Origin of the sequence: Polynucleobacter sp. HIN8 (genome assembly GCF_030297615.1) — a bacterium.
Lineage (GTDB): Bacteria > Pseudomonadota > Gammaproteobacteria > Burkholderiales > Burkholderiaceae > Polynucleobacter.
Map to the genome: position 1 here is coordinate 1,083,480 of NZ_AP028139.1, position 23,377 is coordinate 1,106,856.

Here is a 23,377-nt window from a genome sequence, read left to right on the forward strand (position 1 = left end):
CCTATAATGCACAAATGCCCAAATGGCGAAATTGGTAGACGCACCAGCTTCAGGTGCTGGCGATCGAAAGGTTGTGGAGGTTCGAGTCCTCTTTTGGGCACCAAAATGCAAGAGGATTAGCTACCAATCCTCATCTACGCTTCAAACGGATGGTGCAAGAGAATGGTCTCATCGCGCTCGGGGCCCGTAGAAACCATCGCAATCGGTTTACCGCAGATCGCTTCGACTCGTTTGAGATAGTCCTGAGCGGTCTTGGGTAATTTGTTCCAATCGGTAATCCCAACCGTACTCTCGGTCCAACCCTTAAAGTCTTCATAGATGGGTACGCAGCGTGCCACCGCTTCAGCACCGCGTGGCAATACATCCAAGGTCTTGCCATCGAGTTTATAGCCCACACAAAGACGAATGGTCTCAATGCCATCGAGCACGTCTAGCTTAGTCATGCATAAGCCAGAGAGTCCATTGATTTGGATCGAACGTTTTAATGCAGCAGCATCGAGCCAGCCAGTGCGCCGTGGTCGTCCAGTTACCGACCCAAACTCTTTACCAACCTCAGCGAGCCGTATACCCACTGGATCTTGTTTGTTGGGGTTCTCATGGTCATACAACTCACTGGGGAATGGCCCAGCACCCACTCGAGTGCAGTACGCTTTCGTAATGCCCAAGATGTAATGCAAAGATCCCGGACCCACACCAGATCCGGCAGCGGCATTACCAGCAACGCAATTACTCGAAGTTACAAAAGGATAAGTGCCGTGATCGATATCAAGTAAGGTTCCTTGAGCGCCCTCAAAGAGAAGGTTCTGACCTGCTTGTTCAGCGGCATAGAGTGCGCTGGAGACATCAACCACCATCGGCTTAATGCGCTCGGCATACGACATGGCTTCATCGAGTACGCGATTGAAGTCCAAGGCATCAACCTTGTAGTACTGGGTTAATGCAAAGTTGTGATAGTCGAGGTTCTCGCGCAATTTAGCTGCAAATTGTTCGGGGTAAAAAAAGTCTTGCACCCGCAATGCGCGCCTTGCTACTTTATCTTCATACGCGGGCCCAATTCCGCGACCGGTCGTACCAATCTTATCGCTACCGCGTTTTTTCTCCCGAGCATGATCAATCGCAACGTGGTACGGCAAAATCAGAGTGGCTGCCTCGGAGATCTTTAAGCGTCCCTGCACATCCAAGCCAGCGCTTTCGAGCTCACCAATCTCTTTGAAGAGGGCTTCGGGTGAAAGCACCACGCCATTGCCGATATAGCAAATGACTTGGGGGTGCATGATGCCTGAAGGAATCAGACGCAAGATGGTTTTCTTGCCACCAATAATGAGTGTGTGCCCAGCGTTATGTCCACCCTGAAAACGTACGACGGCTTGTGCATGATCGGTAAGCCAATCAACCACCTTACCCTTTCCTTCATCACCCCACTGCGTACCAATCACAACAACATTCCGACCCTGAGACTTACTCATATGCATTCCACTTCGTTTTTTATTAATTTCGCTTTATTGTAGTGATCAAGCGACTAGCCGCGCGATTTTAGTTCCCAACTGGCACCTTGTTTCACGAGTTCGCGTTGGCACTCAAACTCTTCCGAATTTGCATCATCGCCCTTGTGTGCCTGAATGACTACCTCGCCCGCAGCACGTAACTCATCAATACGACGATTTAGATCTGGATCGTTCGACCAGGGTGCAAAAATCGCCTGACGCTTAACTGAGATATTGGATAAGTCGGCAAGTGTGAGTAGATCGAGTGAAAAGCCCGTAGCGGGTCGTGAGCGACCAAAGGCCTGACCGACATGATCATAACGACCACCGCGCGCAATGGGTTGAGGCAAACCATCCACATAGGCAGCAAACATGACACCGCTGTGGTACTGGTATCCACGTAAATCCGCTAGATCCAGCGAGAGCTCCAATTGTTTGGATAAGCCACTAGTCGCCGCAATCAGACGCTCTAGGTCCTTAAGCGATTGTGCAATCAAGGGTTGATTGGGTAAGGCAAGCTGACCCGACTTAGCACTGGCTAAGACCTCCGCACAAGAGCCATTGAGTTGCAACAATGCCAATAATGGTTTGCTAATCGCAGGCGCAAACTGGCTCACCCATTGAGTGAGGCTTGGCTGGTCTTTGGTTTGTAATATGGTGTAGAGGGTCTCGGTATCGGCATGGCTTAATACCAAATCGCCTAAGATGCCTTTAAACACTCCTGCATGCGACAAATCTAAATAGATCTTGCCAAGCCCCGCTTGAGTTAGTGTCTTTAGGAGTAAATTGATCGCTTCAAGATCAGCCTCCCACCCCGCATGCCCATAAATCTCGGCACCGAGTTGCAATTCTTCACGCGAGGTTGAACCCGGCGGTGTACGTACACGCGCTACCGACCCTGCATAGCACAGACGGGTCACGCCTTCACGATTAAGAAGGTGTGCATCGATACGCGCCACCTGGGGCGTGATATCTGCACGTAAGCCTAAAGTCCGACCTGAGAGCTGATCAACGAGCTTAAAGGTTTGTAAATTAAGATCCGATCCCGTTCCAGTTAACAGTGAATCCAAGAACTCCAAGAGCGGCGGGCTAACGAGCTCATAGCCGTAGGATTGATATAGATCGAGGGAGCGACGGCGCAACTCCTCGATCTTGCGAGCCCGGGCTGGCAATACATCAGCAATATCCTCGGGCAGTAACCAACGGTTCATGATGCGATCGTTTAGTTCTTCTTTTGCATGAACCGGAAGAAATCATTGCTTGGCTCGATCACCATTAAGTCTTTCTTATCCTTAAAGGTGTTGCGATAGGCTTCAAGGCTGCGATAGAACTGAGCAAACTGGGGGTCACGGTTAAATGCTTCGGCATAGAGGGCTGTCGCTCGAGCATCGCCCGCTCCTTTGATCCGCTGTGCATCGCGATAAGCGTCTGCCAAAATTACATCGCGCTGACGCTCCGCACTTGCCCGAATCTTGTCTGATTCTGCCGCTCCCGTGGAGCGCAATTCATTAGCCACTCGCTTACGCTCTGCTTCCATTCGGCGATAGACCGAATCGCTAATTTCAGCGAGCAAGTCAATCCGCTTTAGGCGCACGTCGACGATTTCAACACCAATCGCTTTGGCATCGTCCTCCACTTTTTTCTGAATCCCTTGCATCACCTGATCACGCTGCTCTGAAATAATCTCGCGGATGGTACGTTTGGTGAACTCTTCGTTTAAGGCCGAACGAATCAGCTGGTTCATCCGATCGGTCGCTAGCCGCTCATCACCACGGAAGCTCACGAAGAACTTGAGGGGATCAATAATGCGCCACTTCACATACGAATCCACCAAGAGGTTTTTCTTCTCAGCAGTAATAAAGCGCTCTGCGTCGGGATTATCAATCGTCATGATGCGACGGTCAAAAAAGATGACGTTTTGAAATGGTGCAGGTAGCTTGAACTGCAAACCCGGTTGCTCAATCACTCGCACAATCTGACCGAAAGCAAAGACCACGGCAAACTTGCGTTGATCGACAACAAAAATACAGGAACTAATCAAATAGAAAGAAACGATTAGACCCAGAATAAGACCAAGGAGACGATTAGGCATGATAACTTTTTCCTCGATTCTTAACGATCACCGCGATCACGACTGCGCAAGCCATCCCGTTTCTCGGGAGTACGCTCCGCAGGGGATGGTGCTGTACTGGGAGCGGGACTAGAGATGGCATTGGGTGAGACGACACCCGGCAAAGCAGCGCCCTGCAGTTGCGCAGCTTGTTGCGCTTCGGTGGTCACTTGATTAATGATTTTATCGAGCGGTAAATACAACAAGCTATTGCTCTTGGCAGTGTCGACCAATACCTTGGTGACATTGTTGTAGATCTCTTTCATGGTGTCGATGTACATCCGATCGCGCGTTACCTGAGGTGCCTTGGCGTACTCGCTGTAAATTTGTTTGAAGCGCAAGGCATCGCCTTCGGCCATCGCAGAAACGCGTGCCCGATAACCTTCAGCTTCTTGGATTAGACGCGCTGCTGTACCTTTCGCACGAGGCAGGATGTCGTTGGCATACGCCTCACCCTCACTCTTTAGACGCTCGCGGTCTTGACCCGCTTTCACCGCATCATCAAACGCGGCCTGAACTTGCTCTGGCGGTTGCACGTTTTGCACGGTCACGCTAGTCACAAAGATACCGGTTTTATAACTATCCAAAATAGCTTGAATGGCCAAAGCCAGATCAATCGCAATCTTCTCACGACCTTCATACAACACCGTGTCCATCTTGCTGCGTCCCACAATCTCACGCACTGCGGTCTCAGCAGCCTGAACCACAGCCATATCTGGATCACGATTGTTAAAGAGATACTCCATCGGATCCTTTAAGCGGTACTGAACCGCAAAACGGACATCAATGATGTTCTCGTCTTCGGTCAACATCGACGAATCTTTTTGATTGGTACCCTTAATCATCACTGAGCGACCAACCTCAACCGAACGTACGGCCGACAAGTTCACGGTCTCCGTTGATTGAATCGGCCAAGGCATCCGCCAGTTAATACCGGGACGTGCTGTGTAGTCGTATTTACCAAAGGTGAGAACAACACCGGCCTGACCTTCCTGAATCATAAAAAAGCCACTAAATAGCCACACCAGGGTCACAATGACTAAGGCACCTAAGCTAGCCGCCTTGGGATTAAAGCCCTCAACATTAAATTGGGGTGGTTTACGTCCACCACCACTAGGTGGCTGTCCGCCACCCGATGGCCGCTTCTTGCCGCCAAAGAGATTATTTAACTTGTCGTTGAAATCGCGCCAGAGATCATCAAGATCGGGCGGTCCATTTTCAGGGCGGCGATTACCTTGGGGTTGCTGATTAGGTTGGGCCTGATCACCACCTTCTTTAGGATCTTTATCCCCTTTGGGTGCTTGATGGTTATTTCCCCAGCCAGGATCATTGACGGAGAAAAACCCTTTAAAGTAGTCACCTACTTTATGGAGTGTTTGGCGAATAGTTTCGGGTCGAATGGAAATCAAAATCGGCGGTTTCTGGTCTATCGGTTAATGGTTGGAGCAGATCGCCATGCGCCTTGTGATGTTGGACGTCAGCGTGCTCAACCTTTAGTTTATCAGTCCTGTGTGCAAACTCGCATAGACACTCGCGCAGCAGGTCTAAACCCATGCCTTTCTGGGCAGACAAAAAGACCTTGTAAGGCACCCCATGAATATCACGTTCAATATGAGGGCCTTTAGTAAAAGTCTGCGGCATCAAATCAATTTTGTTCATCACTTCTAAACGTGGAATGCCATCCGCCCCAATTTCCTTCAGGACCGCTTCAACTTGAGCCTGCTGCTCCTGGGCAACTGGGCTGCAGGCATCAATCACGTGCACAATCAAATCGGCATGCACCGTTTCATCAAGTGTGGCTCGAAAGGCCTCAACCAATTGATGCGGTAACTCCCGAATAAATCCCACAGTATCAGAAAGGACAATTTGCCGCCCCTCTTCCAAATGAACGCGTCGGGAGGTGGTGTCCAAGGTCGCAAAGAGTTGATCAGCGGCATAGGTGCCGGCTTTGGTCAGTGCATTAAATAAGGTGGACTTACCGGCATTGGTATATCCCACTAATGACACGGAGAACACTTCGTTGCGTGCCCTTGCTCGCCGTTGGGTGCGCTGCTGACGTTGCAACTTGGCAAGTTCTGTTTCCAAGCGTTTGGCTTTGGTTGCTAACATGCGGCGATCCAACTCCATCTGGGTCTCACCCGGTCCACCGCGTAGACCAATACCACCCTTCTGACGCTCTAAGTGACTCCAAGCGCGCACGAGTCTTGACATGCGGTAGCGCACATTGGCTAACTCCACTTGGGTCTTACCCAAATGGCTCTTCGCGCGTTGCGCAAAAATATCGAGGATCAACCCGGTGCGATCGATCACGTGTTTACCCAGATGACGCTCAAGATTGCGTTGTTGCGTTGGTGAAATCGCGTGATTGACGATCGCAAGTTCTGCATCATGCTCCTGCATCGCACGTAAGACCTCATTGGCCTTACCCGAACGAATAAATAAGGAAGGGTCAACGCTACCGCGACGCCCAATGACCGAAGCGCTTGGTATCGATCCTGCACTCTGCGCTAAGAGTGCAAGCTCCGCCATGCTCTCTGGGAAATCGTCTTTGCCGGTATCAATTCCTACCAATACCGCACGGACCTCCTCGACTCCGGTGTTATGCAGCTGGAGCTTCCTCATCGTCTGCCCTAAAGCTCACAGCTCGGGCGGGTACTACGGTGGAGATGGCGTGCTTATAGACCATTTGGGTTACGGTGTTGCGCAACAGAATCACGTATTGATCAAACGACTCAACATTGCCCTGTAACTTAATGCCATTGACCAAATAGATCGACACTGGAATGTGCTCTTTGCGCAAGGCATTCAGAAAAGGGTCCTGCAGCAACTGGACTTGTTTGGTATTCATACTGCTCCTTAATCGTTATTTAAGTTAGGGAGTCTTGCTTTTGTATACAACACGGATGGTTTCTGTAAGGATATTAACCGTATTCAACGGAATTCTCCACGGATAGAACATATCCTACTTACGGCGTGGTTTTTCATCCTTGACGTAGGGATTTGCCGCAGTCCGGAACTCAATCCGCAGAGGCGTACCGCGTAATTCAAAGATCTCCCGAAAGCGCCCTTCAAGATAGCGTTTGTAGCTATCGGTAATGCCATGCAAGGCGCTCCCATGAATAATCACAATCGGCGGGTTCATGCCGCCCTGATGGGCGTACCGGAGTTTGGGTCGGCCTTTGGCCACCCGTTTGGGCTGTTGATGTGCCACCGCATCAATCATGGCGCGGGTCAGTTTTGGTGTAGACAGTTTGGCCATCGCGGCCTGGTAAGCCTTATCCACATCCTTAAAGAGCTCTTTGATGCCAAAGCCTTTTTTGGCCGAGATGGGATGCACATTGGCAAAGTCTAGAAAGCGCAGCTTTTGGGCAATCTCCACGCGCGCACGCTCTTTCACATAGGCGTCTATCCCATCCCATTTATTAACCGCGACTACCAGAGCGCGCCCCGCTTCCACAATGTAGCCCGCAATATGCGCATCCTGCTCAGAGATATCCTGCTGAGCATCGAGCATCAAGATCACGACATTGGCATCGTTAATCGCTTGCAGAGTTTTGACCACCGAGAACTTTTCAATAGCTTCAAAGACCTTGCCACGACGACGAAGTCCTGCGGTATCAATCAAGACATAGGATTTGCCATTGCGCTCAAACTCAACCTCAATAGCATCCCGCGTCGTACCAGGTAGATCAAAGGCAATGACCCGATCTTCCCCAAGCAAGGTATTAATGAAGGTCGACTTGCCAACATTGGGTCGGCCCACCACCGCAATCTTCATCGGTCGCGTGCCATCAGCGACCGCTGCATCATCAGGCTCGGGTTCAGGGATCTGCAATTGATCGAGCGCTTCTTCGATGAGAGCGCGCACCCCATCGCCATGCGCAGACGAAATCGGCTCGGGTTGACCAAGACCCAACTCATAAAAATCGGCTGTGACCACACTAGCCGACATGCCCTCGGTCTTATTGACCGCAAGGATGACCGGGCGACCGGTCTTGCGTAAGAAATCGGCAATCACGCGATCCTGTGGGGCAAGCCCTAGTCGGCCATCGACCATAAAGATCACCAGATCCGATTCGGCGACGGCTTGCTTCGTTTGCTTAGCCATCTCAGCCATAATGCCGGTCTTCGCAACGGGTTCAAAGCCACCTGTATCAATGCAAATGAACTCCCGATCGCCAACGCGACCATTGCCATAGTGACGATCACGCGTGAGCCCCGGAAAATCAGCAACTAAGGCATCTCTCGATTTAGTGAGGCGATTAAATAAGGTGGATTTACCGACATTGGGTCGGCCCACGATGGCAATAACGGGTTTCATGGGGAATGGTCTTAACGCGGGCGATACGCCGCAATCTTGCCACCTTGAGAAGCAATGATGATCACGCCACCTGCTGCAATCGGAGCTGCGCTAACCGGTGAGCTATCGTGACGAATCCGCGAGACCAACTGTCCACTATTTTGATTGAGAAGATGAACATAACCTTGTTTATCACCCATCAGCACCACTTTGCCAACTGCAAGCGGTTCTCCCACATCACGCCAAGTGAGTTGCGTGTTCTCCCACACTTGCACACCATCGCTTGCACGATAGGCATAAACGTGGGACTTTTCATTAGCAGCAAAGACAAACTCCGTACTTTGAGTGGTGCCGGTATAGCTTGAGAAATCCTTCGACCACGCTAAATTACCAGTGCGTAGTTCAGCGCAACCAATTTTCCCTTGATAAGAAACCACACAAAGGCGCCCTTCCTCAAGACTCGGTCGACTGGTGACATCATTTAAACGTTCGATCTCAGAAAAGCCTTTGGGGAACGAGACCGCCGACTCCCAGATGAGTCCACCGTTGGAGAGCGCGAGTGCTCCAAAGCGGCCGCCGGCAAAACCAGTGACCACAGCATCATTGCCAACTAAGAGCATGCCGTAACCAACGCGCAGTGATAGTGGGGACTGTTGCCGTTGATAAATCCAACGCCGTTTACCCGTGCTTGCATCCAAACCAATAAAGCGATGATCTAAAGTACGGATCACCACGACACCGGCTGCTACGATCGGATCAGAAAGTACCTCACTTCCAATCAGGTGCTTCCAAATATTTTTACCCGACTCATCGTAGCCATAGGCATTGCCTTCGCTACTAACCACTACGGTAATCTTGCCATCCGATCCTGGACCAATGGAGAGTTTCTCGGGAACGCTAACCTCCCAAACGACACGCCCAGTCTCAATATTTAACTTACTAAGCGTTCCGCGTGCGGACGCTGCGAAGAGATGGTTATCAGCAACAACAGGACGAAAGTTAGCAGGAACGGAGCTACCGACACTGGTTGACCAGACCTCAGCAAGCTCGACTTGATTCGTTATATTGACGAGCTCAGCTGGTTTACGAACCTTGGACGAGCCCGAGCAGGCAATCAATGCGATGGAAAGAGATGCGATGGCACCCCAGCGCAACAGTCGCACTACATCCCCCCTACGGCATCAATCTTTACTTTCAATAAGCCGCGCGCGTCCTCTGGAAAGGCTCGATCACTTTGCATGGCTTTCATGGCCTTGAGGTATTCGATACGCGCTTCAGGGATTTTTGTTTGTACCAGATACCAATCCCCACGACGCTCAATCCAAAGGGGCTCAAATCCTTTCACAGCTTTTTCTTTGAGGAGTTGATCAGCCTCTTTCAGACTGGCTTCAGTCCCTTGATCAATAAGAATCCCAAGGAGCCGCAATTGCGCCAGAGCCCGAAACGAATCATCACTGGCTTGATTGGCGGTCCACTTCAAATAGCTTTGTGCTTTGCTTGCATCGTTACTGTCCATCGCAACCTTGGCAGCCACAAGGCTTCCCATCGCTGCATAACTCGTGCCACCGTATTTCTTTTGTAAATCTTCAGCCGCAAGATACGTTTTGTCTTTTTCATTCTTGCTAATCGAATTAATTAAGGTCTCGTATAACTTACCCGCATCGGCGGCTTGATCGCGTTGATACCACTTCCAAGCGCTCATGCCGCTATAAACGAGCAATGCTACGGTAATGACACCGATGATGTAATTGCCATAGCGGGCCCAAAACGATTTCAGGTTCGCTAGGTTTTCTTGTTCTTCGAGGTCAAGTGCCATGCCAATACTGCTTTCTTCAATGAATTAAACGCTTATTTTATGCTGTATCGCTTACGAATCGACTAAAGCGTCGACCACTGCTGCCAATAAACCCGATAGTGGCACGGCATGTTGCTCACCAGTGCCACGAAGGTCCTTCAATTGCGCCTCATCCCGAGCGAGCTCATCAGGGCCAATAATCAGTGCTAACTGCGCACCGCTTGCGTCGGCTTTTTTCATCTGGGATTTAAAGCTCGCACTCTGTCCATCGGGCGGGCAATGTAAGATCACGTCGACCCCGGCACTGCGCAGCGCTTCCGCTGCAATCATGGCCTGTACCAAGGTATCCCCACCTTGGTGTAACACATAGACATCGCAAACCGGATCGCTCTCTGGAACACTCTTCGAGATCGCCATGAGATCCAATACACGCTCCATGCCCATGGCCCATCCACAGGCTGGGGCACTCTTACCACCCATACGTTCCATCAAGGGATCGTAGCGACCACCGCCAGCGATCGTGCCTTGGGCACCTAATGCTTCGGTGGTCCACTCAAATACGGTCAGGTTGTAATAATCCAAACCGCGCACCAATCGTGGATTGATCTTAAATGGAATATTGTTGGCTTTCAAAAGGGTTTGTACTGCTTCAAAGTGAGCTAAGGACTCTGAACCCAAAAACTCCAGGAGCTTTGGTGCACCTTCAATCAAAGCCTGCATGCTTGGGTTCTTCGAATCCAGAATCCGCAGTGGATTAGTTTGCAAACGCCGTTGCGAGTCCTCATCCAATTGCGCATGGTGTTGGGTAAAGTACTCCACTAAGGCTTGACGATGCGCAGCGCGTTCTGCTGCCTCACCCAAAGAGTTGAGTTCCAAACGTACACCTTGCAAACCAAGCTCATCCCAAAGGCGTTGACCCATCAAGATGATCTCGGCATCGATGTCTGGGCCTGCAAATCCCAAGGCTTCAATCCCAAATTGATGAAACTGGCGATAGCGTCCACGCTGCGGGCGCTCGTGCCGAAACATGGGTCCCGTGTACCAAAGGCGTTTGGGGCCGTCATAGATCAGATTGTGCTCAATCGTGGCACGCACCACTGCTGCGGTTCCTTCAGGTCGCAATGTGAGCTGTTCTCCATTGAGTCGATCTTCAAAGGAGTACATCTCTTTCTCCACAATATCAGTCACCTCACCAATACCGCGTTGGAAGAGCGCTGTTGCCTCGACGATCGGCGTCCGTATCTGCTCGTAACCATATGCTCGAGTGAGATCGGCTAAGGTGCGTTCTAAATAAGACCAAGCCGCTGCATCTTTGGGCAGCAGATCGTTCATGCCGCGAATGGCATTAATTTTTTGCATGGTAATTGGCTTTAACGTACTCGTCGACAATCAGTTGAAACTCTTCAGCGATGCCCTCGCCGCGCAAGGTCTTTACTTTTACGCCATCCACAAATACGGGGGCTGCGGGGCTCTCACCAGTGCCTGGTAAAGAGATACCAATATTGGCGTGCTTACTCTCACCTGGGCCATTCACAATGCAACCCATCACTGCGACGTTCATGTTCTCAACACCGGGATGGGTTTTCTTCCACACTGGCATTTGTTGACGCAGGTAAGACTGGATCTTGGCAGCTAACTCTTGGAAGGTGGTGCTGGTGGTGCGACCACATCCAGGGCAAGCAATCACCATCGGCGTGAAATTGCGCAATCCCATGGTTTGCAAGATCTCCTGACCCACAATCACTTCGTTCTCACGCGGCGCGCCCGGATCGGGGGTTAAGGAGATGCGAATGGTATCGCCAATGCCTTCTTGCAATAAAACCGCAAGTGCAGCAGTCGATGCCACGATGCCTTTGCTACCCATGCCCGCTTCGGTGAGACCAAGATGCAAGGAGTAATCACAACGCCTTGCCAGATCGCGATACACCGCAATCAGATCTTGCACACCGCTCACTTTGCACGAGAGAGTAATTTGATCGGGGTTCATGCCGAGCTCAACGGCTTTACTCGCCGATTGCAAAGCCGACTGAATCAAGGCCTCAATCATCACCTCTTGCGAGGTTTTGGGCATTGCCAGCTTCGCGTTATCGTCCATGATCTGCGCTAACAAATCTTGATCGAGACTACCCCAGTTCACACCAATCCGAATCGGCTTATCGTAGTGACAAGCCGCCTCGATCATTTGCGCAAATTGTGGATCGCGCTTGGCGCCTTTGCCCACGTTACCAGGATTAATGCGGTACTTGGATAAGGTCTTAGCACAATCCGGATAGTCTTTGAGTAAGGTATGGCCGTTGTAATGAAAGTCACCAATCAATGGCACCTTCACATCCATCTTATCGAGCTGCTCGCGGATGTAAGGTACTTGGGCTGCGGCTTCTGGGGTATTGACGGTAATGCGCACCAGCTCTGAGCCTGCTCTTGCCAACTCCTTCACCTGAATCGCGGTTGCGATTGCGTCCTCGGTATCGGTATTGGTCATCGATTGCACACGCACCGGGGCGTCCCCACCAACGGTCACGCGGTGATCGCCCCACGCAACCACCGACTGGCGCGATAGCCGGCGTGGCAATGGTCCAAGGGGCAATGGGGGCAAACAACCCGGCTCAATCTTATTCATCATGGCATCCAATTGCGATCATTATCGTCCCTGAAATTGAATCACCTGCTCATCGAGTGCTTGCATGCGCTCGGCTCGGCGAGTTCGGTCTATCACATCGCCTGCCAACTGTCCGCAGGCAGCTGCAATGTCGTCACCGCGGGTCTTACGCACGGTGGTGACCAGATCGGCGTCTTGCAAAATTTGGGCAAACTGCTTGACCCGCTCGGCCGGTGAGCGCTTGAGGCCCGAGGCAGGGAATGGATTAAAAGGAATGAGATTTAATTTACAACGCAAGCCCTTTAAGAGTCTGATTAATTCTTTGGCATGCTGGTCTTGGTCGTTCACGCCATCGAGCATGCAGTACTCAAAGGTAATAAAGTCGCGCGGTGCAAATGGTAAGTAGCGATCACAAGCAGCAATCAGTTCTTTTAAGGGATACTTTTGATTGAGCGGCACGAGCTCATCGCGCAGCGCATCGTTGGGTGCATGCAAGGATACGGCGAGCGCCACTGGGCAATCCTGCGCCAAGCGATCCATCATGGGGACCACACCCGAGGTGGATACGGTCACGCGCCGGCGTGATAGACCATAGGCATGATCGTCAAGCATCAAGCGTAGCGCAATGAGAACCGCATCGTAGTTCAATAAGGGCTCGCCCATGCCCATCATCACCACATTCGTAATCACCCGACCCTGGGTTTGCTCGGCACAATCCTCATCGAGTCTGCGAATCGCAAGCGGATCCTCTCGCAGATGATGCTCAGCAAACCAGAGTTGTCCAATAATCTCTGCGGGTGTTAGGTTGCGGGCAAAGCCCTGATGACCGGTGGAACAAAAACGGCAGTTAACTGCACACCCTGCTTGGGAAGAGATACAAAGCGTACCGCGATCGTCTTCGGGGATGTAGACCATCTCAACGGCATTACCAGCGCCCACATCCAGTAACCACTTGCGGGTGCCATCACTGGCTTTCATGTCCCCAATAACAGGCAAGCTCGTGATCTCAGCGTGATCGGCAAGCTGCTGACGAAAGGATTTGGCTAGATCGGTCATCAGCGTAACATCACAAACGCCACGCTGATGCACCCACTGCAAGAGCTGCTTAGCCCGAAACGGCTTCTCGTTTAATCCCGCAACGTACTCTGCCATCTTGGCAGCATCAAAATTAAGTAAGTTCGTGCGGTTGGTATTCAATGGTGAATTAACGCGCGAAGATGTTCATGCCGGGGAAGAAAAAAGCGACTTCCACCGCAGCGGTCTCTGGCGCATCCGAGCCATGCACGGCATTGGCATCAATACTGTCTGCAAAATCAGCACGGATTGTGCCTTTGTCAGCCTTCTTTGGATCCGTAGCGCCCATCAACTCGCGATTTTTGGCAATTGCATTCTCACCCTCAAGCACCTGAATCATCACTGGACCTGAGATCATGAAGCTCACGAGATCCTTAAAGAAAGGACGCTCTTTATGAACTGCATAGAACTGCTCCGCTTCATTTTTTGAGAGGTGCGCCATTTTGGCGGCGACGATCTTCAAACCAGCTTGCTCAAAACGAGCATAGATTTGGCCAATCACGTTCTTCGCGACTGCGTCAGGTTTGATGATGGATAAGGTGCGCTGAATTGCCATGCAAAAACTCCAATGATGTTGTGTGAAACGGTTTTTCGGTTTTATTGATTCATTTGTCAGCAATACTCGGTATTGCGATGCGAAATTATACTTTGTTTTTAGGGTTTTATCCCCGATTCCCACTCCTAAGCCCTTGAATTTCTTAGGTATATCAAATTAGCGGCCAATCCAGAAGACCCGAATGACACAAAGGTCTTGATTTTTATATGTTTTGTCTATACTTAGTGACTATCAAGCCCATGTTGGGCTTATTTATAGGAGCTACTCAATGAGTGATCTTAATTCGGTTGGTTTCGGTCGTGACGTTTCGGTTGCAACTGCCCAATCCCGTAATCGTGTCCTAAGAAACACCTACGCCCTCTTGGCACTTTCCATGGTGCCTACAGTCATCGGCGCGTGGTTGGGTGTGGCCATGGGCTTTACCTTCTTCGAAGGTAGTCCATTTATGGGTGCGATTATCTTCTTGGCAGTTGCCTTTGGTTTCTTCTGGGCAATCGAGAAGAACAAAGATACCGGTATGGGTGTGGTGCTCTTGCTAGCGTTTACCTTCTTTATGGGTGTGATGCTCTCACGCCTAATTGGTATGACTCTGGGCAGCTATAGCAACGGTGCAACCCTGATTATGGGCGCCTTTGGTGGCACAGCCGCCATCTTCACCGTGATGGCTTCCATTGCAACGGTCTCCAAGAAAGACTTCTCGAGCATGGGCAAGTTCCTGTTCGTGGGTGTCATTTTGTTGATCGTGGCTTCCTTAGCCAACATCTGGTTGCAGATGCCTGCATTGATGCTAACCATCATGGTGGTTGCAATCGCTATCTTCTCTGCGTTCATCCTTGTGGATGTGCAACGCGTAGTTAATGGTGGCGAGACCAACTACATCATTGCGACCCTAGGTATCTACCTCAGTATCTACAACATCTTCTCCAACCTCTTGGCTCTTCTGGGCATCTTCGGTGGAGACCGCGACTGATAGCAACGTAGTCCTGCGGTAACTTCAGGGCGCTGCGGCGCCCTTTTTATTTGGATTTAGAGCATACGAAATTTGTACACATTTGTCAGAAAATCATGCGTACATTAATTTACCTTGATTTAGCCGTCTTTCGATTGTTTTGATAGATTTTGATTCACGCTTTAATTCACCGAGAACAAGGTTAATAAATGTTTGCCAACCCTCACCCTTAGATCGATAAAAATTTAAGGTCTCTTTATCGATCCTAAGAGTAATTTGCTCTTTGCTGCCACTGCCAGGAGGTCTTCCGCGACCCCGAACAAGTGTTGGCTTAATACGTTTCCACTCTTTCTCAGTTAACGGCCGACTATCTGGGTCTGACCTTGCAGCCTTCGTAATGGCAAGATCCTCTTTGACAGTTGGCTTAATTAGTTTCTTTTTCATAATGCATAAACTCCCGTCTATTTGCTTTGCGCAGACTAATGACTCTTCGTTGAGTTCCGATATTTACATAAACAATGAAATACAACCTATTTTTCATCGGTGCAAGACCAATACAGCGCACCTCGCCATAATCTTTTCTGTCATCAATCCAAAATAAGCCATCATCCCAATCAAGCTTGCTCGCATCCCGCAAGCTAACTCCATGTTTTTGTATATTTGTCTTGTCTTTTTGCTGATCATAAATAAATTTTATCCGATTTATTGTAACTACAATAAATCATGATTGCAATTATTATAACTACAAATATTAGGGTTTATTGATGCGCAAATAATTCAATACCCAAGCAGGATCACTATCGCTTGGGAAGATTGGGTAATGCACTGCCTCAATACGCCCTTGATGACTAATTAAGGTCACGCGTTTGAGTAAGGTCATCCCTGCTGCCACAAAGGTTGGTAAGTTGAGCGCCTTCTGGAACTGATATTGCTCATCACTCAGAACCTGAAACGGCAAATGCAAACGCGTAGCCATCTCGCGTTGATACTCCGTACTTTGTACACTGAGCCCAAACACATTGGCATGTAGGGCTTGGAGTTCTTGATAGTGATCCCGAAAGGCACAACTTTGCGGTGTGCAACCCCGCGCACCCGGGATTTGATCCCACCCCTCAGGTAATGGCACGTTAGGCTGACCGGTCATGGGATAGCAATAAATCACCAAACGCCCAGCTAGTTGGGAGAGGTTCACCATCGATCCATCCGTTGCCAACAAGGCTACATTCGGCAAAGGCATGCCAACCAAATGATTACAAGCCCCATCGTCTTGAGGAACAGGTAAATCAGTGGGTAGTTGGTTGAGATTGGTCATGGGATATCCCTATTGATGAACTCACACAATACCCGAATTTTATCTCGGTCGATCAAACACCGCAATTGACTCAATGTGCGAGGTGTGGGGGAACATATTGATGATCCCTGCTTTGCTCAGGGTGTAATTGAGTTCGTGCGTCAGAATCGCTGCGTCGCGTGCCAGTGTTTTGGGATTGCAGGACACATACACGATGCGCTTTGGTAGCGCTGTTGATGGTAGGTCTAGCATTGCCTTACAAATCTCCATCGCACCCTCTCGCGGTGGGTCAATCAGCCATTTGTCGGCCTTGCCCCAGCTATTGAGATCAGTGGCCGTGACCTCAAAGAGATTACTTTGGGTAAATTGGGTTTTGTGATCGAGTTGGTTATGGCGAGCGTTTTGTAAGGCACGCTGAGTTAGGGTCTTGCTACCCTCAATGCCAAGCACTTCCTTAGCCAGTGTTGCAATGGGGAGTGTGAAGTTGCCAATGCCACAAAAGAGATCAATCACACGGTCACTTCCTTGGATCTCCAGTAATGCTATGGCCTTACTGATGAGTACTTGATTGACTGCGTGATTGACTTGAGTGAAGTCCGTCGGCAGAAACGGTAAGCTGACCCCAAACTCAGGCAAGCTGTAACTCAGCGCTTGCGCAGCGGGGTAAAACGGTTTGGCACTCTCAGGGCCTTGGGCTTGTAACCAAATACCCACCTGATGGTGTTTAGCAAATGCTTCAAGATTCTTCAGATCTGTGGGGGTCAGTGGTAGCAAGTGCCGAATCACTAAGGCAATTTGGGGAGTACTTGGTTGGTTTACATCCTCTCCAACCGCAAACTCAATTTGCGGTACGCGATCTCGAATACTAAGTGAGCCCACCAGTTCTCGCATCGGCACTAATAGATCTGAGATCCGCTTAGGGATCACTTCGCAGGTCAGCATGTCCGCCACATAACTACTGTTGTGCTCATGAAAACCCACCAAGATCGTGCCCTTTTTAATCGAGCGATCAATCACACTCAAGCGCCCACGATGGCGATAGTGCCAAGCGGGTCCTGCAATTGGTCGCAGGATCTCGTCGGGCTTAATCCGTCCGATGTGCCACAAATCATCCTCTAAGACCCGCTGCTTCATCGCAATCTGCGCAGCAAAATCCAGATGCTGCATGCTGCACCCTCCGCAGACTCCAAAATAGGTGCAGCGGGGTGTGGTGCGATAGACCGCGGGTTTAATGAGTTCGTGGAGTTTGGCTTTGGCAAAACGCGCTTTCTCACGGGTAATGGTGTAGGTCACCTGCTCGGTCGGCAATGCTCCCCGAATAAAGAGCACTTTGCCGCCCTCCTCATTGGATTGCCGGGCAACGCCTTGGGCCTCTAAATCCAATGAATCAATCGTGACAATCGGCGATGCCTTAGGCATCCGCACCTCAGTGCTCATCGTTCATCTCGAATGCGTTAGTGAGTGAAGCCCGCGAGATACTCAGGCCAAGGTGCCTTACCTTGCTTGGCATCCTGTTCAAGTTGCTGCTTCACATACGCGAGTTCTTCCTCATACTCGTCGGCGGTAAAGCCACCACGCATTTGCTGAAAGCGGCAATACACTAAATATGTATTAACCACATCGGTCTCGCAATACTGTCGGATTTGCTCAATCTCACCGCGTTGATACGCAGGCCATACTTGTGAGCCATCCATACCCAGCTTCCCCGGAAATCCACACAGCTTGGCAAGTGCATCGAGCGGTGCATTGGCTCGAGCATTATGTTTGGCCAAGACATCCATCAGATCAATATGTCGCATGTGATAGCGATTAATGTAGTTGTTCCACTTAAAGTCTTTACTGTCGCTATCGGTACTCTCCCCCATCTCCCAATAGCGTGGCGCTGCCACTTGATTGAGTAGTGCTCGATAGTGCAAGACCGGTAGATCAAAGCCACTTCCATTCCATGACACCAATTGAGGGGTATATTTTTCGATGAGTTCGTAGAAGGCTTGCACCAGGGCTTTCTCATCATCATCTGGCGCTCCAAGAGTGCCAACCTTAAATTGCGGCAAGCCCTCTTTGGTCGTTCTGCGGATTACGCACGAGATCGCGATGATCTTTTGCAGATAGAGTGGCAAAAACGCTTGGCCAGTTTGAGTAGCTCGGTCGTCCATGGCGGCCTTTGCTACCTCAGCATCGCTCATCGAATCTGGATAAGCATTGAGCAATCGCAATCCGGCCACATCCGGAATGGTCTCTATATCAAATACCAATACGCTGGGAATCGATTTAGCCAAACTCGTTATTGCAAATACTGCATTGGATTAACGGGCTTACCATTCATGCGCACCTCAAAGTGCAACTTCACCATGTTGGCATCTGAATCGCCCATCTCCGCAATGCGTTGACCTTTGCGGACGTTCTCGCCCTCCTTCACCACCAGTGTGCGGTTATGGGCATAGGCTGTTAGATAGGTATTGTCGTGTTTGATGATGACGAGATTGCCATAGCCACGCAAACTATTACCGGCATAGACCACTTTGCCATCGGCTGCTGCTTGAATGGGCTCACCCATCTTGCCGGCAATATCGATGCCTTTGTTCTTGGCTTCATTAAACTCTTCAACCACTTTACCCTTCGCTGGCCACGAAAGCTTAATGGGTGGATCAACAGCATCGACCTTCGGCTCTGCAGCAGCAACTTCTTTCTCATCCACTTTCTTAGTGGCGACTTTCTTATCCGTCGATGCTTTGCTGTCGGCTGGTTTAATCGGTTCAATTGGCTTGGTTACAACCCGAGCCGTACTTGGTGGTGGCTTGACCCGTAAAACCTGATCAACCTCAATCAAATTGGGGTCGGTGATATTGTTCCATGTGGCGATATCGCGGTACGACTGACCGTTATCGAGTGCAATCCGGATTAAGGTGTCGCCCCGCTTCACTCGATAGAACCCGGGTGGCACCGGCTCTTGAGCGGGGACACTGGCTACCGGTGTACTGCGATCGGTAATGGTGGCTGGTTTGGTTCGTGGCGGGGTCGAACACGCGGTAAGCCCCAGAGCGACAAGCGCAATGAGTACGGTCTGACCAAAGCCAATGGGATATCGGATTTGTGAGCTGTTGTGCAATACGTTCATATCACCCCTGATTGTAAGGGGACAAAAAAGACCTCATCAAGTGCGGTCCTTTGGTAACGGTGGGAGCTGACCCGCTCGATGAGTAAGAGCTGCTGCTCGGTCTCACTTTTAGAAACTGGGGCAATGAGCCGTCCACCAATGGCGAGTTGATCCAATAAGGGATCTGGCACTCCCAGTCCAGCCGCGGCGAGGATGATGCCATCAAATGGTGCTGCTTGGGGTAGTCCTCGAATGCCATCGCCATAGATCAGGCGCAGATTAGAAATCCGAAACGGACGTAATTTGGTGCGGGCCAGATCATGCAAAGCACGGACTCGCTCAATAGAGTAGACCTCCTGCGCCAATAAACTCAGCACCGCGGCTTGGTAGCCGCAACCAGTCCCAATCTCGAGCACCTTACCCAAGGGTTGTTTGTTCTTGTGTAGCAACTCAATCATGCGTGCCACCACCGATGGTTTGGAGATGGTTTGCTGATGCCCAATCGGTAATGCAGAGTCCTCATACGCGCGGGCGTGCAGCCCAGCATCGACAAATGAATGGCGCGGTACTGTGGCTATGGCTTGCAAGACCTGCGGGTTCTTAATGCCCGCCTCATGCACCTTGCGTGCGAGGTCCTGGCGATGCCCAGCAAAGCGCTCGGCAGATTTCATCCGCGGTCCCAGCCCGATGCCCGCATACTGGCTTGTCGGGCATGGTGGGTTAAATCGAGTTGCATGGGCGTAATTGAGATGCATCCCTCATTAATCGCATGAAAATCCGTCCCCGGAGAAATGTCGCGCGCCTCCCCCGCAGGACCAATCCAATAAATGTTCTCACCGCGTGGGTTTTGTTGCACGATCACGGGTTGCGAGTGATGGCGGGTTCCTAAACGCGTCACACGCCACCGCTTGAGTTGCTCATAATGACCATTGGGAATATTGACGTTTAGCAAGGTAGCAATGCCATCAACCCGCTCCACGGGTTCTTGCAGGGCCTGGGTCACAATGTCGCGTGCTGCTTTAGCTGCATCGTCAATTTGCGCCCAGCCGCGATCAACTTGCGAGAACGCAATGCCCGGTACCCCAAACATCACGCCCTCAATTGCAGCCGCCACGGTGCCTGAGTACAGGACGTCTTCGCCCATGTTCTCGCCTTGATTAATTCCGGAGACCACGAGATCGGGTTTGCTCTCCAAAAATCCGGTCATGGCCATATGTACGCAATCGGTCGGTGTGCCGTTCACAAATAGAAATCCATCGCGCTCACCACCGGCTACCCGATGAATACTTAAGGGTCGTGAGAGCGTGAGCGAGTTCGATGCGCCACTGTGGTTTTGCTCCGGTGCCACAATCGTTAACTTGCCTAAGGGGCGTAAGGCATTGACTAAAGCAAGTAAGCCAGGGGCTAGGTAGCCGTCATCATTGCTCACTAAGATGTGTGGGACTTTACTCATAGATACTTTCGTTGATTGATTTAGCTGATGGAGCGGCGATCGAGTAAAGCACGCGCCAAGGTTCCCGCATCAACATACTCCAACTCGCCACCCACCGGAATCCCACGGGCGATGCGAGTCGCTTTAATGCCTTTGATCTTTAAGATCTCGCCAATGTAATGCGCAGTGGCCTCACCTTCACTTGTGAAGTTCGTGGCAAGCACCACCTCGCGCACGGGTCCTCCAAACTCAGGTTTCTCGATCCGATCAAGTAAGCGATCAAAATGAATCTCATTGGGTCCCATGCCATCAAGCGGTGAGATACGACCCATCAGCACAAAGTACTGACCCTTGAAACTCATGGTTTGCTCGACCATCACTTGATCGGCCGGGGTCTCCACCACGCATAGTAAGGCAGGGTCACGACGCGAATCGCTGCAGGTCGTACACAGTGCAAGTTCAGTAAAGGTATTGCAACGCTGGCAATGGCCAATCGACTCAACCGCTTCACCGAGTGCTTGCGCAAGCACCGCGGCGCCATTGCGATCATGTTGCAATAGGTAATACGCCATCCGCTGTGCTGATTTTGGGCCAACACCAGGCAAGACCCGCAGGGCTTCCACCAAACGACTGAGTGCGTCTTGAGGCTCGTTTGGTGATTTAGTACGACTCATCCGAATTTAGAACGGTAACTTAAATCCAGGGGGCATGGGCATCCCAGCAGTCGCTCCCGACATGAGTGCTTGGCTAGCGGCTTCAGCTTGTTTGAATGCATCGGTGTATGCGGTCACCACTAAATCTTCGAGCATCTCGCGATCATCCATCGCCGCCGGATCAATTTGCACCCGCTTCATCTCATACTTACCACTAATGGTGACCTTCACTAGGCCTCCTGCGGCTTGACCCGTGAGCTCCAAGGCATTGAGCTCTTCCTGAGCGCGCTTCATCTTCTCTTGCATTTGCTGCGCTTGTTTCATTAAGCCCGCAATTTGACCTTTCATCATGGTGTGCTTCTCCGCTATCGAAATTAATTAATGGGACGAACCGAGCCCGAGACCACTTTGGCGCCAAACTCGCGCTCAAGCTCTTTTAAGAATGGATCTTCAGCAATTTGCTCTTCGGCATTGAGTTTTTTCTCTTCATACACCTGCGCATCAACTTTAGCAATCGTGTGATTGGCCTTGCCCTCACCCAATTGCAACTTCACCGGTTTGCCGTACTGGGCCCGCAAGGTCTCCCCAAAACGGGCGAGCGCATCATCCGTTGCCAGTTGTGGCATCGCGGTCGTCAGAGTAATAAAGAGTGTCGTTGGGGTATCGCGCCACTCCACCAGTTCGGTTTGGTGAGCGAGTTGCTGCAAGAGTCCTCGCAGTGGCAAGTTACGGACCATCGCATGCCAATCGGGCTTGATCTCACTATTGAGGTTTGGGGTATGGGCAACTGTCTGTGAGGTAACACTCTTTGCAACCGGCTTTGTCTCCATGGACTTACTTGCAGGAGTTGCTGGTTTAGAGGTTTGCGCAGCAGCCTTCGGTGCACTGTTCGCTGTTACTGACGTGCTGCCACTGCCACCGGGTTTGAAGGCCAACATTCGTAAGAGCGCCATCGCAAATCCAGCTTGCTCATCGGGGGCTAATGACAAATCAGCCCGGCTGGTAATAGCGATTTGATAAAAGAGTTGGGTTTCTTCGGGAGTAAACGCTTTAGCAAGCCTACGAATCTCATTCGCCTCTGGCCAATCCTCTAATACGGAGTTTGGCACGATCTGGGCCGTAGCAATTTTGTGTAAGAGACTGGCGAGATCTTGCAGCGCTAGGGAGAAGGACATACTGCGTAGACCCATCTCTTCAGCAATCTCGTTTAAGGTCTTGCCATCTTTATTCTGTAGAGCATCCAAGATCTTGATGAGATAGGTCTCATCAATGGTGCCGAGCATGGTGCGGACCGCTGCTTCAGTCACGGGTCCGGCTGCATAGGCGATGGCTTGATCGGTGAGCGATAGCGCATCGCGCATGGATCCCTGGGCGGCTTTCGCAATCACCCGTAAGGCATTTGCTTCTGCAGTTACCGACTCCGACCCCAGAATCTGTTGCAGGTGTTCTACGATCAGAGGCACTGGCATTTGCTTGAGATTGAACTGCAAGCAGCGAGAGAGTACGGTGACCGGCACCTTTTGCGGATCGGTGGTTGCCAAGATGAACTTCACGTGCGGTGGCGGCTCTTCGAGAGTCTTGAGCATCGCATTAAAGGCATGCGTGGAGAGCATATGCACCTCGTCGATCATGTAGACCTTAAAGCGTGCACTGCTCGGTGCGTAAGCGGCTTTCTCTAATAGAGAGACCATCTCATCGACACCACGATTACTCGCCGCATCCATCTCGATGTAATCAACAAAGCGTCCCGCATCAATCTCGGTGCAGGCTTGGCATTGACCACATGGTTGTGAGGTCATTTGCCCTTTACCATCCACTCCCGTGCAATTGAGGGCTTTAGCCATAATGCGAGAGATGGTGGTCTTACCGACTCCACGGGTTCCGGTGAACAGCCATGCATGGTGTAAGCGGCCTTGATCTAAGGCGTGAGTTAAAGCTTTCACTACGTGATCCTGACCCACCAGTTCAGTGAACGTTTTAGGGCGCCATTTACGAGCCAGTGCAAGTGCAGTCATGGGCTCAATTCTAACAAGGCTA

The 23,377-nt window shown here is 50.9% G+C and carries 25 protein-coding genes and 1 tRNA gene; 2 read left to right on the forward strand and 24 right to left on the reverse strand.

Going from position 1 to position 23,377, the window contains the following annotated elements; genetic code table 11:
• The first annotated feature begins 16 nt into the window (after positions 1-16).
• Positions 17-103: transfer RNA gene (locus QUE65_RS05735), tRNA-Leu, on the forward strand.
• Between the two features lie 31 nt (positions 104-134).
• On the opposite strand, the gene QUE65_RS05740 is transcribed toward QUE65_RS05735, so the two are convergent.
• The 13 genes from QUE65_RS05740 to ndk form a co-directional block, all read right to left on the reverse strand.
• Positions 135-1,466 carry an adenylosuccinate synthase gene (locus tag QUE65_RS05740; RefSeq protein ID WP_286279989.1) on the reverse strand — a complete coding sequence of 444 codons (1,332 nt, stop codon included), beginning with the start codon at positions 1,464-1,466 and terminating at the stop codon, positions 135-137.
• A 53-nt stretch (positions 1,467-1,519) separates the two neighbouring features.
• Entirely contained in the window at positions 1,520-2,695 is a 1,176-nt protein-coding gene (locus QUE65_RS05745) for an ATP phosphoribosyltransferase regulatory subunit (protein ID WP_286279991.1), read from the reverse strand.
• 11 nt (positions 2,696-2,706) lie between these two features.
• On the reverse strand, positions 2,707-3,576 hold the full coding sequence (hflC, locus tag QUE65_RS05750; RefSeq protein WP_286279992.1) for a protease modulator HflC: 870 nt from the start codon (positions 3,574-3,576) through the stop codon (positions 2,707-2,709).
• Positions 3,577-3,596: 20 nt separating this feature from the next.
• A complete protein-coding gene (hflK, locus tag QUE65_RS05755) occupies positions 3,597-5,003 on the reverse strand; it encodes an FtsH protease activity modulator HflK (RefSeq protein WP_458574743.1) in 1,407 nt (468 codons plus the stop codon).
• Positions 4,960-6,216, reverse strand: a complete 1,257-nt coding sequence (hflX, locus tag QUE65_RS05760; protein ID WP_286279993.1) for a GTPase HflX — start codon at positions 6,214-6,216, stop codon at positions 4,960-4,962. Before hflX ends, hflK begins: the two co-directional genes overlap by 44 nt.
• Positions 6,194-6,442 carry an RNA chaperone Hfq gene (hfq, locus tag QUE65_RS05765; RefSeq protein ID WP_286279994.1) on the reverse strand — a complete coding sequence of 83 codons (249 nt, stop codon included), beginning with the start codon at positions 6,440-6,442 and terminating at the stop codon, positions 6,194-6,196. Before hfq ends, hflX begins: the two co-directional genes overlap by 23 nt.
• 114 nt (positions 6,443-6,556) lie before the next feature.
• Complete coding sequence (gene der, locus QUE65_RS05770) at positions 6,557-7,915, reverse strand: ribosome biogenesis GTPase Der (RefSeq protein ID WP_215368595.1); 1,359 nt, start codon at positions 7,913-7,915, stop codon at positions 6,557-6,559.
• Positions 7,916-7,926: 11 nt separating this feature from the next.
• Positions 7,927-9,057 (reverse strand): outer membrane protein assembly factor BamB, encoded by a 1,131-nt coding sequence (bamB, locus tag QUE65_RS05775; protein WP_286279996.1) that lies wholly within the window; start codon positions 9,055-9,057, stop codon positions 7,927-7,929.
• Positions 9,057-9,710, reverse strand: a complete 654-nt coding sequence (locus tag QUE65_RS05780; protein WP_286279997.1) for a YfgM family protein — start codon at positions 9,708-9,710, stop codon at positions 9,057-9,059. Before QUE65_RS05780 ends, bamB begins: the two co-directional genes overlap by 1 nt.
• Before the next feature lie 51 nt (positions 9,711-9,761).
• Positions 9,762-11,048: a histidine--tRNA ligase gene (gene hisS, locus QUE65_RS05785; RefSeq protein WP_286279999.1), complete on the reverse strand. Its 1,287-nt coding sequence runs from the start codon at positions 11,046-11,048 to the stop codon at positions 9,762-9,764.
• Complete coding sequence (ispG, locus tag QUE65_RS05790; RefSeq protein ID WP_458574744.1) at positions 11,035-12,312, reverse strand: flavodoxin-dependent (E)-4-hydroxy-3-methylbut-2-enyl-diphosphate synthase; 1,278 nt, start codon at positions 12,310-12,312, stop codon at positions 11,035-11,037. Before ispG ends, hisS begins: the two co-directional genes overlap by 14 nt.
• An 18-nt stretch (positions 12,313-12,330) precedes the next feature.
• Positions 12,331-13,485, reverse strand: a complete 1,155-nt coding sequence (gene rlmN / locus QUE65_RS05795) for a 23S rRNA (adenine(2503)-C(2))-methyltransferase RlmN (protein WP_286280000.1) — start codon at positions 13,483-13,485, stop codon at positions 12,331-12,333.
• A 7-nt stretch (positions 13,486-13,492) separates the two neighbouring features.
• Entirely contained in the window at positions 13,493-13,918 is a 426-nt protein-coding gene (gene ndk, locus QUE65_RS05800; protein ID WP_286280001.1) for a nucleoside-diphosphate kinase, read from the reverse strand.
• Between the two features lie 268 nt (positions 13,919-14,186).
• On the opposite strand from ndk, the gene QUE65_RS05805 reads away from it, so the two are divergent.
• Positions 14,187-14,888 (forward strand): Bax inhibitor-1/YccA family protein, encoded by a 702-nt coding sequence (locus QUE65_RS05805; RefSeq protein ID WP_286280002.1) that lies wholly within the window; start codon positions 14,187-14,189, stop codon positions 14,886-14,888.
• 93 nt (positions 14,889-14,981) lie between these two features.
• On the opposite strand, the gene QUE65_RS05810 is transcribed toward QUE65_RS05805, so the two are convergent.
• From QUE65_RS05810 to dnaX, 11 genes are read right to left on the reverse strand one after another with little or no spacing between them, the layout of a single operon-like run.
• A complete protein-coding gene (locus QUE65_RS05810; RefSeq protein ID WP_286280003.1) occupies positions 14,982-15,311 on the reverse strand; it encodes a BrnA antitoxin family protein in 330 nt (109 codons plus the stop codon).
• Positions 15,292-15,585 (reverse strand): BrnT family toxin, encoded by a 294-nt coding sequence (locus QUE65_RS05815; protein WP_353506680.1) that lies wholly within the window; start codon positions 15,583-15,585, stop codon positions 15,292-15,294. The genes QUE65_RS05810 and QUE65_RS05815 overlap by 20 nt, the downstream gene beginning before the upstream one ends.
• 33 nt (positions 15,586-15,618) lie before the next feature.
• Complete coding sequence (locus QUE65_RS05820) at positions 15,619-16,179, reverse strand: peroxiredoxin (protein WP_286280004.1); 561 nt, start codon at positions 16,177-16,179, stop codon at positions 15,619-15,621.
• A gap of 39 nt (positions 16,180-16,218) precedes the next feature.
• A complete protein-coding gene (gene rlmD, locus QUE65_RS05825; protein WP_286280006.1) occupies positions 16,219-17,595 on the reverse strand; it encodes a 23S rRNA (uracil(1939)-C(5))-methyltransferase RlmD in 1,377 nt (458 codons plus the stop codon).
• Positions 17,596-17,612: 17 nt separating this feature from the next.
• On the reverse strand, positions 17,613-18,425 hold the full coding sequence (locus QUE65_RS05830) for a 3'-5' exonuclease (protein ID WP_286282462.1): 813 nt from the start codon (positions 18,423-18,425) through the stop codon (positions 17,613-17,615).
• Between the two features lie 17 nt (positions 18,426-18,442).
• Complete coding sequence (locus tag QUE65_RS05835; protein ID WP_286280007.1) at positions 18,443-19,276, reverse strand: peptidoglycan DD-metalloendopeptidase family protein; 834 nt, start codon at positions 19,274-19,276, stop codon at positions 18,443-18,445.
• The gene (locus QUE65_RS05840; RefSeq protein ID WP_458574745.1) at positions 19,273-19,926 is read right to left on the reverse strand and encodes a protein-L-isoaspartate(D-aspartate) O-methyltransferase; all 654 of its coding nucleotides are present in this window, start codon (positions 19,924-19,926) and stop codon (positions 19,273-19,275) included. The genes QUE65_RS05835 and QUE65_RS05840 overlap by 4 nt, the downstream gene beginning before the upstream one ends.
• On the reverse strand, positions 19,923-20,708 hold the full coding sequence (surE, locus tag QUE65_RS05845) for a 5'/3'-nucleotidase SurE (protein ID WP_286280009.1): 786 nt from the start codon (positions 20,706-20,708) through the stop codon (positions 19,923-19,925). The genes QUE65_RS05840 and surE overlap by 4 nt, the downstream gene beginning before the upstream one ends.
• A 20-nt stretch (positions 20,709-20,728) precedes the next feature.
• Positions 20,729-21,361, reverse strand: a complete 633-nt coding sequence (gene recR, locus QUE65_RS05850) for a recombination mediator RecR (RefSeq protein WP_286280011.1) — start codon at positions 21,359-21,361, stop codon at positions 20,729-20,731.
• A gap of 6 nt (positions 21,362-21,367) precedes the next feature.
• The gene (locus tag QUE65_RS05855) at positions 21,368-21,691 is read right to left on the reverse strand and encodes a YbaB/EbfC family nucleoid-associated protein (protein WP_215368625.1); all 324 of its coding nucleotides are present in this window, start codon (positions 21,689-21,691) and stop codon (positions 21,368-21,370) included.
• Between the two features lie 23 nt (positions 21,692-21,714).
• Positions 21,715-23,355: a DNA polymerase III subunit gamma/tau gene (gene dnaX / locus QUE65_RS05860; RefSeq protein ID WP_286280013.1), complete on the reverse strand. Its 1,641-nt coding sequence runs from the start codon at positions 23,353-23,355 to the stop codon at positions 21,715-21,717.
• Positions 23,356-23,377 lie beyond the last annotated feature (22 nt).